This window comes from Streptomyces sp. NPDC026500 (assembly GCF_055567635.1).
On the sequence record NZ_JBVHQB010000002.1, the window covers coordinates 204,489 to 214,697 of the forward strand.

A 10,209-nucleotide genomic window follows, 5' to 3' on the forward strand; every position below is an offset into this window, starting at 1 on the left:
CCTTGCATGTCCGGGCGCGCTCTTTGCGTGCCGGGGGCGAGGCCTTCTCGTGCCCGAAGCGTTCGACGCGGAGCCGGTTCAGCCGTCGTCGACGCTGTGCGCGATCCGGTCGCCGGTCTCCTTGTCCACGTTGCGCCAGTACTGGACGGCGCGGTCCAGGACCGGGCGGCTCACACCGTCCTTGAGGTGACCGCTCACGTTGTCCACCAGCCGGTCCCGCGCCGCGTCGTCGAGGACCTGGCGGACCATCGTGCCCGCCTGGCCCCAGTCGTCGTCCGCGCTGTGCGGCTTGTACGCCTCACGCACCAGCTCACCGGCGGTCTGCCAGCTCGCGGGGTCACCGAACCGCCCGTAGTCGGCCGCCGGGCCGCCGTAGGAGTTGGGCGCGTACGGGCGGGCCGCCTTCGACGGCTCGTAGCGCATCGGACCGTCCTTGGCGTACGAGTTCACCGGGGCATGCGGCCGGTTGGGCGGCAGCTGGGCGTAGTTGGGGCCGATCCGGTACCGGTGGGTGTCGGGGTACGAGAACAGCCGGCCGAGCAGCATCTTGTCCGGCGAGGGCCCGATGCCCGGCACCAGGTTCGAGGGCTCGAAGGCGGCCTGCTCGATGTGGACGAAGTAGTCCTCGGGGTTCCTGTCCAGCACCATGCGGCCCACGTCGATCAGCGGGTAGTCCCCGTGCGGCCAGACCTTCGTCAGGTCGAACGGGTTGAACCGGTAGTCCGCCGCGTCCTCGAACGGCATGATCTGGACCTTCAGCGTCCAGCTCGGCGCGTGCCCGGACTCGATCGACTCGTACAGATCCTGGCGATGCAGGTCCGGGTCCGTCCCGGCCAGCTCGTCCGCCTCGGACTGGGTGAGGAACTCGATGCCCTGGTCGGTCTTGAAGTGGTACTTCACCCAGAACCGCTCGCCGCCGCCGTTGATCCACATATAGGTGTGGGAGCTGTAGCCGTTCATGTGGCGGTACGTCTTCGGGATGCCCCGGTCGCCCATCAGCCAGGTCACCTGGTGAGCGGACTCGGGCGAGAGGGTCCAGAAGTCCCACTGCATGTCGTGGTCGCGCAGCCCCGTGACCGGGTGCCGCTTCTGCGAGCGGATGAAGTCCTGGAACTTGATCGTGTCACGGACGAAGAAGACCGGGGTGTTGTTGCCCACCAGGTCGTAATTGCCGTGCTCGGTGTAGAACTTCAGCGCGAAACCGCGGGGGTCGCGCCAGGTGTCGGGCGAGCCCTGCTCCCCGGCGACGGTGGAGAAGCGCGCCAGCATCTCGGTGCGCCTGCCCGGCTGGAAGAGGTCGGCCCGGGTGAACTGACTGACGTCGTTGGTTACTTCGAAGAATCCGTACGCGCCACTGCCCTTGGCGTGCACCACCCGCTCCGGCACCCGCTCCCGGTTGAACTGCGCCATCTTCTCGATGAGGTAGTGGTCCTGGAGCAGGATCGGGCCGTCGGGCCCGACGGTGAGCGAGTGTTCGTCGCTCTCCACCGGAATCCCGACGTTGTTCGTGGTGTACGGAGCCTTCCGGGATGCCTGCGTCACGAGCGTCCTCCTGTCGGAGATGAGATCGTCAGGTCGCTTCGCTCACCCCAGCAGTCAACGCCGCCGACACCATGTCGGCAACATGGGACGGAACCCGGCACCGGCAGGTGCAGCGTCGGCACCGGTACCGTCCGGTACCGGCACGGTTCGGCGCCGGTACGGTCCGGCACCTGTTCAGCGCCGGTACGCCGGGGCGAGGCCGGACGAGTACCCGGTCAGTTCCGGTTCAACTCGAACCAGACGACCTTTCCCGTACTCAGCCGGGTCGCCCCCCACCGCCGTGCCAGCCGGTTCACCAGGAACAGCCCGCGACCGCCCTCGTCCGTGGCCCGCGCCTGCCGCAGCCTCGGCAGCTGCGGCACATCGTCACCGACCTCGCAGCGCAGCACGTCCGTCCGCAGCAGCCGCAGCGTCACCGGCCGCGACGCGTACCGCACGGCGTTCGTCACGACCTCGCTGACCAGCAGCTCCACGGAGTCGGTCATGTCCTCCATGCCCCAACGGGCCAGCGCCCGCCGGGCGAGACGCCGGGCCCGGCCCGGCGCCGCGTCCTCCGGCTCCAGGAACCAGTACGCGACATCGCTCGGCGCGATCCCGTCGAAGCGTGCGGCGAGCAGCGCGATGTCGTCGTCCCGGTCCCCCGGGCCGAGCATGTCCAGCACCTCGTCGCACAGCGCTTCCAGCGGCGGCGGATGATCGGGTCCGGTCAGCGCCGCGACGGCCGCGAGCTTCTCCCGCAGCTGCTCTATTCCGGTCCAGACGTCCCGGAGCCGCGACTCGACCAGACCGTCCGTGTACAGCAGGAGCGTCGCCCCGGCGGGCGCGTCCAGCTCCACCGCCTCGAAATCGACCCCGCCCACGCCGATGGGGGCACCCGGCGGCACCCGCAGCACCTCGGCCCGCCCGCCCAGATGCAGCAGCACCGGCGGCGGATGACCCGCGTTGGCGATGGTGATCCGGTGCGACACCGGGTCGTAGACGGCGTACAGGCACGTCGCCATCCGGTCGGTGCCGAGCCGCTGCGCCTGCTCGTCCAGATGGTGCAGCACCTCCTGCGGCGGCAGATCAAGCCCGGCGAGGGTCTGCGCCGTCGTCCGCAGCTGGCCCATGATCGCCGCCGACGTCATGGAGTGGCCCATCACGTCACCGACGACCAGCGCGACCCGGCTGCCCGGCAGCGGGATCGCGTCGTACCAGTCACCGCCCACCCGGGCCGTCTCCGCGGCCGGCAGATACCGGGACGCCAGCCGGACCCCCGTGGGCCGCGGCAGCGTCTCGGGCAGCATCGTGCGCTGGAGCTCGTCGGCGATGTACGCCTCACGGCCGTACAGCACCGCCTTGTCGATACCGAGCGCGCTGTGCGTGGCGAGCTGCGCCGCGACCAGCAGATCGTCCGCCTCGAAAGCGAGCCGCTCCGGCCGGCGCAGGAACAGCGCCGCCCCGATCACCCGGCGCCGGCCGCGCAGCGGCGCGAGGATCGCACGCTGCCCGCTCGGCACCGGCAGATCGTCGCCGAGCAGCTCGGGCAGCGCGGCCCGCGCGGCGGGCGCGTCCGCGAACACCGGCCGCACACCGCGCAGCACCTCGGCGAGCGCGCCGCCGGGGCGCACCTCGCACCGCTCGGCCGTCATCGCCGACAGCTCACTGGGCTCCGGCCGCAGCGCGGACATGAAACCGCTCTCGGTGTCCCGGTCCTCGGGAATCCGGTCGGTGCGCCGCAGCCGCAGCACGAGAGGCCCGGTCGGCCGCTCGTCACCGACCGGCAGCGGGTCGCGCAGATAGACGAGGATCGCGTCCGAGAAGGTCGGCACGGTGGCCCGGCACAGCCCCATCACGATCTCGTCGAGGTCGATGCCCCGGGCGATCCGCCGGGTCGCGGCGCCCACGAAACGCAGCCGGTCCCCGTCCCGCCGCATGGGCATGGGGCCGCCCTGCGGCAGGGTCTGCCCGGTACGGCGCTCCTTGCCGCCGGAGGTCCGCGAGGCCCGGTCCTGCTCGGCGTCCGGCTGGATCGGGATGCCCTCCGGCGCGGGCCGGGGGCGGTGCGGATCGGGCTCGGTCGCCGCGGGCTGCGAGTGCTCCGGACCGGGCCCGGAGGCGGCCGACGGCGAGGGCACGTCCGTGCCCGAGGACGCGGACATGCCGGCGTCGGCGGACACCTGACCGCCGGCCTTGCCGCGCTTGCCGCGCGGCGTGGCCTTACCCGGACTCCTCGGTGCGTCGCCCGTGCGGGCCTGCACCGGTAAAGCGCCGGAACCCGGCAGCTGGGACGGCTGCTCCGAGGTACGCAGGAGCGCCCCGCGAGGGTCCGCGGGGGCGGGCGGCCGGCCGGCGCCGCTCTGCCGGCGCTCGTGCGAGGTGGGGTGCTCCGTCACGCGTGTCGAATCCATCCGTCCGGGGCTGCGCGCCGTGCGCGCAGTTCGTCCCGCAGCCCCGATACCCGGAATGTGTGCCCCAGGAACGGATTCTGCGTGTCGTCAGGGCCGGGACCGACGGCGGGAACCGCCGTCGCCCGGCACGGTACGGCCCGCGGGTGGCCGGAAACGACCCGCGCCGACAGGAGGGCGGTGACCGAAGCCCCCGCCCGCACGGCCGTCGTGGCGAGCCCGCGCGGTGCGGCCGGTCCCTGGCCGGCCACGCCGCCGTACGCCTCGTACCCCTCGCTCACGTCCTGCCGCCCCTCGGTGACATATGGTCAAGCTCGGCTCATCCTGCGGGAGTTGTTGCTGCCGTGTGCCCTTGCGGAAGACGATCCTACGGTTGTACCACGGGGGCGCATCAAGGGTCTCATGAGGACACGTGCGCGGGCGTACGGTCCCAGTCATCCGGCAGAGCGGGAACCGGCCAGCCCGGATCGGGCCTCCAGTGCTGCCACCCGTCCGAGAACGGCGCGCCCCAGGCGCGGATCACCTCCACCGCAGACCACCCCGCTTCCCGCACCCGTGCCGCCAGTTGAGCATCCATCAGACCGGCCCGCTGCGCCATGGCGAATTCGTCCTCGTCGAGCCAGCGCCAACTCCGGTCCGGGTGGACCGAGATGTCGAGGAAGTGATCCTCGGAGTCCACTCCGCCCGCCCAACGGGCCAGCGGAGCCTCCAGGTTCACGTACCAGTTCTTGAAACGCCAGCCCTGGTCCCAGAACAGCCATACCGACCACGCGTCGCCCGGCCGCGCCAGCTTGAGCACCCCGGCCCCGAACCAGCGGTCCCGCCGCACCGCGCGAGGTTTTGTATAGCGCGACTCCAGCGGCTCTCCATGCACCGGCGAACCGTCGGCGAGCACCGGCTTCACACACTCGGTGCCCGGCGCCATCCACACCGCGAGCAGGTCGGCGTCGTCCCGTGCGACCGTCACGGGGCGGCAGATGTGGACGCGCTCACCGGCGTTCTCCCGGTACCGCCACAGGATCTGACTCCCGGGCTCCCAGTACGCCGCAGGCCCGCCCGCTTCCGCTCGTCTCACCGCTCCACCCTCTGCCATGACCAGATATTAGGTGCCCAGGGCATACGACGCTGCGGCACGCGTCACGGTTCGCGCCATCGGCGAACTGCTGTTACGGAGCTGTCATCAGGCGTTTCTCCCCGGCTGCGGGCTGTTACGGGTGCGTCATCCGCAGGACATCCAACGCCTCGTCCAACTGCTCGAGGGTCAGGTCCCCGCGCTCCACGTACCCCGACTCCAGCACCACCCCGCGAATCGTCTTGCGCTCCGCCAGCGCCTTCTTCGCGACCTTGGCGGCCTCCTCGTACCCGATGTACTTGTTCAGCGGTGTCACCACCGACGGCGACGACTCCGCGTACTCCCGGGCCCGCTCGCGGTGCGCGACGATCCCGTCGACGGTGCGGTCGGCGAGCAGCCGCGAGACGTTCGCGAGCAGCCGGACCGACTCCAGGACGTTCTTGGCGATCACCGGCAGCATCACGTTGAGCTCGAAGTTCCCGGCCGCCCCGGCGACGGCGACGGTCGTGTCGTTCCCCGCCACCTGGGCGGCGACCATCAGCACCGCTTCGGGAAGGACCGGGTTCACCTTGCCCGGCATGATCGAGGACCCCGGCTGGAGATCCGGGAGGCTGATCTCAGCCAGCCCGGTGCGCGGCCCGGAGGCCATCCACCGCAGATCGTTCGCGATCTTCGTGAGCCCCACGGCGATGGTCCGTAGCTGCCCGCTCGTCTCCACGATCCCGTCGCGCGCCCCCTGCGCCTCGAAGTGGTCGCGGGCCTCGGTCAGCGGCAGCCCGGTCGCCCGCGCCACCTCCGCGATCACCGCGGCGGAGAACCCGGGCGGCGTGTTGATCCCCGTCCCCACGGCCGTGCCGCCGAGCGGGAGTTCGGCCAGCCGCGGCAGCGAGGCGTGGAGCCGCTCGACCCCGTACCGCACCTGGGCCGCGTACCCCCCGAACTCCTGGCCCAGCGTCACCGGCGTCGCGTCCATGAGATGGGTGCGCCCCGACTTCACCACATCGGCGAACTCCTCCGACTTGCGGCCGAGCGAGGCGGCGAGATGCTCCAGCGCGGGCACGAGATCGCCGGTCACGGCTGCGGTCGCGGCGATGTGGATGGAGGACGGGAAGACGTCGTTGCTCGACTGCGAGGCGTTCACGTGGTCGTTCGGGTGGACGTCCCGGCCCAGCCGCTCGGTGGCGAGCGTGGCGATGACCTCGTTGACGTTCATGTTGGAGGAGGTCCCGGAGCCCGTCTGGAAGACGTCGACCGGGAAGTGCGCGTCCCAGCGCCCCTCGGCGACCTCCGCGGCCACCTCCTGGATCGCCTCCGCGACATCCTTGTCGATCACGCCCAGTTCGCCGTTCACCTTCGCGGCGGCCGCCTTGATCCGGGCGAGGGCCTCGATGTGCGCCCGCTCGATGCGCTGCCCCGAGATCGGGAAGTTCTCCACGGCGCGCTGCGTCTGCGCCCGCCACTTGGCCTCCGCGGGCACCCGCACCTCGCCCATGGAGTCGTGCTCGATCCGGTACGCGCCTTCGCCCTGGCCATCTGCCATCGGTGACACCTCCATGGGGGACAGCGTCCCGGAGCCCACGGGTGTTCCCGCCCTTCGCGCACGAAGCCGTTCGTCCGGGCGGGCAGGCGCCGGCACCGCCCGGAACGAACGAACGGCCGCCTGGTCGGCGGCCGTTCACATGGCTCGTACGGGTACGGGGCTCCTCGTACGGCGTCACGCGCGCGTCACCCGTACGGCGTCACCCAGAAGGCCGTACGCCGCAGGGGTCCGCACTACGCCAGTCCGGGACCCCGCACCGGGATCGTCGTGAAGGTCGGCGCGGGCGCGGGGTCCTGGAAGAAGTCGTTGCCCTTGTCGTCGACCACGATGAAGGCCGGGAAGTCCTCGACCTCGATCTTCCAGACGGCCTCCATGCCGAGCTCCTCGTACTCGACGACCTCGACCTTCTTGATGCAGTCCTGGGCGAGGCGCGCGGCGGGGCCGCCGATGGAGCCGAGGTAGAAGCCGCCGTGCGTGTCACAGGCGTCCGTGACCTGCTTGCTGCGGTTGCCCTTGGCCAGCATCACCTTGGAGCCGCCCGCCGCCTGGAACTGCTCGACGTAGGAGTCCATACGGCCGGCGGTCGTCGGACCGAAGGAGCCGGACGCGTAGCCCGCGGGCGTCTTGGCCGGGCCCGCGTAGTACACCGGGTGGTCCTTCAGGTACTGGGGCATCTCCTCGCCCGCGTCCAGCCGCTCCTTGATCTTGGCGTGCGCGATGTCGCGCGCCACGACGAGCGGGCCGGAGAGCGAGAGGCGGGTCTTGACCGGGTACTTCGTCAGCGCGGCGAGGATGTCGTCCATCGGCTGGTTGAGGTCGATCTTCACGACGTCGCCGGCCTCGTCGAGGTGCTCGTCGGTCGTGTCGGGCAGGAAGCGCGCGGGGTCGGTCTCCAGCTGCTCCAGGAAGACGCCCTCGGCGGTGATCTTCGCGACGGCCTGGCGGTCGGCCGAGCAGGAGACGGCGATGGCGACCGGGCAGGACGCGCCGTGGCGGGGCAGACGCACCACGCGGACGTCGTGGCAGAAGTACTTGCCGCCGAACTGCGCGCCGATGCCGATCCTCTGGGTCAGTTCGAAGACCTTCTCCTCCAGCTCCTTGTCCCGGAAGCCGTGCCCGAGCTCGGAGCCCTCCGACGGGATCTCGTCCAGGTAGTGCGCGGAGGCGTACTTCGCGGTCTTCAGCGCGTACTCGGCGCTCGTGCCGCCGACGACGATCGCCAGGTGGTACGGCGGGCAGGCGGCCGTCCCGAGGGAGCGGATCTTCTCCTCCAGGAACTTCATCATGGAGCCCTCGTTGAGGACCGCCTTCGTCTCCTGGTAGAGGAACGACTTGTTGGCGGAGCCGCCGCCCTTCGCCATGAACAGGAACTTGTAGGCGCCGCCGTCGGTGGCGTACAGCTCGATCTGCGCCGGCAGGTTCGAGCCCGTGTTCTTCTCGTCCCACATGGTCAGCGGGGCCATCTGCGAGTAGCGCAGGTTCAGGTTCTTGTACGCGTCGTAGATGCCGCGCGAGAGAGCGGCCTCGTCGCCGCCCTCGGTGAGCACGTTCTGGCCGCGCTTGCCCATGACGATCGCGGTGCCGGTGTCCTGGCACATGGGCAGGACACCCGCGGCCGCGATGTTCGCGTTCTTCAGCAGGTCCAGGGCGACGAACTTGTCGTTCGCCGAGGCCTCCGGGTCGTCGATGATGCGGCGCAGCTGGGCGAGGTGCGCGGGCCGCAGGTAGTGCTGGATGTCGTGGATGGCCTCCGTGGCGAGCTTGCGCAGCGCCTCCGGCTCCACCTTGAGGAACGTGCGCCCGTCGGCCTCGAAGGTGGAGACACCCTCGGAGGTCACCAGCCGGTACGGGGTGGTGTCCTCTCCCTGGGGGAGCAGATCGGTGTACGCGAACTCAGGCATCTCGCCCATTCCTCACTCGACAGACAGCTTTTTGGGGCTCGTTCGCCTCGGGCGCGCCCCTTCGGCTCACTCGCCGGAGGCCGGCCGTCATTGGCAGCATCCACCAGCGTAGGACCTGGCACGGTCGCCGAGGCTGTGAGGTAAGGCTCAGTTCGGGCACCGGACCGACGGCCCGGACGGGTGACGGGTTTTCCGCGGCCGACGGGCGAGGGGTAGTCGCGATCTATCGCGTTTGGGTACGCTGTTGTCGTGGACCTTCAAAAGAGCCCCGACGCGAACTCCGCCACGGCGGCGAAGCCGGCCGAGCTGCGTGCCTCCGACGCCGACCGCGACCGGATCACCGACATCCTGCGCGAGGCCGTCGCCGAGGGGCGTCTGACTGCGGAGGAGCATGCCGAGCGGGTGGAGGGCGTGCTGGCCACCAAGACGGTGGGTGAGCTCGACCAGTTCGTCCGGGACCTGCCCGCCGCCCACACGGGCCGCGCGACCTCCGGGTACGCCTCCGCGCCCAACCGCCCCACCCAGGGCGCGATCCCGGTGGAGGCCGACGAGAACGTGGTGGCGGTGTTCAGCTCCGCCGTCCGCAAGGGCCGCTGGCGAGCGGGCCGGCGCATCCACGCGTACTCGGTCTTCGGCAATGTCGAGATCGACCTGAGCGAGGCGATCTTCGAGTACCAGCAGGTAGTGATCAAGGCGATCTCGGTCTTCGGCAACGTCGAGATCTTCGTCCCGGAGAACGTCTCGCTGCGGGGCAGCGGCGGGGGTGTGCTGGGCAACTTCGAGGTGGACACGCTGGATTCGGGCGACCCGGACGCGCCCGTGGTCTACATCGACGGCCTCGCCGTCCTGGGCAACGTCGAGGCGAGGCCCAAGCGCGGCAAGCTGATCGCGGACATCCTCGACCGGGTCACGAGCCGGGTGAACGAGCGGGTGGCGGACCGACTGGACCGGGGTTTGCGCAAGCACCTGGACCGTTGACGCTTGTGAACGCGCGGAGGGCGGACACGGGGTGGTCCGCCGCGGGGTGGTCCGATGACGAACGATCGATCACGCGCGAGAACGGCCGGGCTTGGGAACGCAGTGCATAGGCGCGCGCACAGCGGGTAGGGCTTGCTGCATCGTCTCTTGGAGGGCGCTGTGGAACTTTCCTTGGTGCCCGGCACGCTCGCGAAGCCGTCGTCAGGAGTAGACCGTGCTGCAACCGCCGCATCAGTCCCTGCAGGTAGCTGCCGTTCCGGCCCAGCGGGCGCCAGTGCGGGACAGGGATCAGGAAGCGCCATGGCACACGGAGGCGGTGTGCCGACGCGACGAAGCCGGCCTGTTCTTCGCCCCCTCCAAGGAGCCGACCGCGTCCCGGCTCTCGCGTGAGGAGGCCGCCAAGCGCGTCTGCGCCCGCTGCCCGGTGATGGTCGAGTGCCGCGAACACGCGCTGCTGCAACCCGAGCCGTACGGCGTCTGGGGCGGCCTCACCGCCGCCGAGCGCCGCGTCGTCCTCGCCAGGCGCCGCCGCCGCGACATGGAACTCAAGAAGGCCGCCCACGGCACGATAGCCGCGGCCGGCTGACCCACCCGCGCGAAAGCCGGACCGGCCCCGCGCGCAGGGGGCCGATCGGGCCGATAGCCACACGCGCCCGGAAGCCGGGCTGACAACCGGCCCTCGACACCGGCCGACTCGCACGCACGGCTGCCGGGCTTGCCCGCGCGCGTGGAAGCCGGGCTGACGGGCAGGCCTCGACGCCAGGCCGCCGAGCGGGCTTTGACGCGGGT

General features: G+C 71.0%; 7 protein-coding genes. 2 read left to right on the plus strand and 5 right to left on the minus strand.

Annotated features, from left to right (window positions below):
- Positions 1 to 78 precede the first annotated feature (78 nt).
- The 5 genes from ACZ4N5_RS04020 to ACZ4N5_RS04040 all read right to left on the minus strand — a co-directional run bounded on the left by ACZ4N5_RS04020 (position 79) and on the right by ACZ4N5_RS04040 (position 8,442).
- Positions 79 to 1,542: a catalase gene (locus ACZ4N5_RS04020; protein WP_467755560.1), complete on the minus strand. Its 1,464-nt coding sequence runs from the start codon at positions 1,540 to 1,542 to the stop codon at positions 79 to 81.
- A gap of 215 nt (positions 1,543 to 1,757) precedes the next feature.
- The gene (locus tag ACZ4N5_RS04025) at positions 1,758 to 3,932 is read right to left on the minus strand and encodes a SpoIIE family protein phosphatase (RefSeq protein WP_467755561.1); all 2,175 of its coding nucleotides are present in this window, start codon (positions 3,930 to 3,932) and stop codon (positions 1,758 to 1,760) included.
- Between the two features lie 397 nt (positions 3,933 to 4,329).
- Complete coding sequence (gene fomD / locus ACZ4N5_RS04030; RefSeq protein ID WP_467755562.1) at positions 4,330 to 5,022, minus strand: cytidylyl-2-hydroxypropylphosphonate hydrolase; 693 nt, start codon at positions 5,020 to 5,022, stop codon at positions 4,330 to 4,332.
- A gap of 115 nt (positions 5,023 to 5,137) precedes the next feature.
- Positions 5,138 to 6,541, minus strand: coding sequence for a class II fumarate hydratase (locus ACZ4N5_RS04035; protein WP_467755563.1), 1,404 nt, complete (start codon positions 6,539 to 6,541; stop codon positions 5,138 to 5,140).
- A 233-nt stretch (positions 6,542 to 6,774) separates the two neighbouring features.
- Positions 6,775 to 8,442 carry a fumarate hydratase gene (locus ACZ4N5_RS04040; RefSeq protein WP_467755564.1) on the minus strand — a complete coding sequence of 556 codons (1,668 nt, stop codon included), beginning with the start codon at positions 8,440 to 8,442 and terminating at the stop codon, positions 6,775 to 6,777.
- Positions 8,443 to 8,691: 249 nt separating this feature from the next.
- Between ACZ4N5_RS04040 and ACZ4N5_RS04045 the strand changes: the two genes are divergently transcribed.
- Positions 8,692 to 9,420 carry a DUF1707 SHOCT-like domain-containing protein gene (locus tag ACZ4N5_RS04045; protein WP_467755565.1) on the plus strand — a complete coding sequence of 243 codons (729 nt, stop codon included), beginning with the start codon at positions 8,692 to 8,694 and terminating at the stop codon, positions 9,418 to 9,420.
- 214 nt (positions 9,421 to 9,634) lie between these two features.
- Positions 9,635 to 10,006: a WhiB family transcriptional regulator gene (locus tag ACZ4N5_RS04050; RefSeq protein ID WP_467755566.1), complete on the plus strand. Its 372-nt coding sequence runs from the start codon at positions 9,635 to 9,637 to the stop codon at positions 10,004 to 10,006.
- Positions 10,007 to 10,209 lie beyond the last annotated feature (203 nt).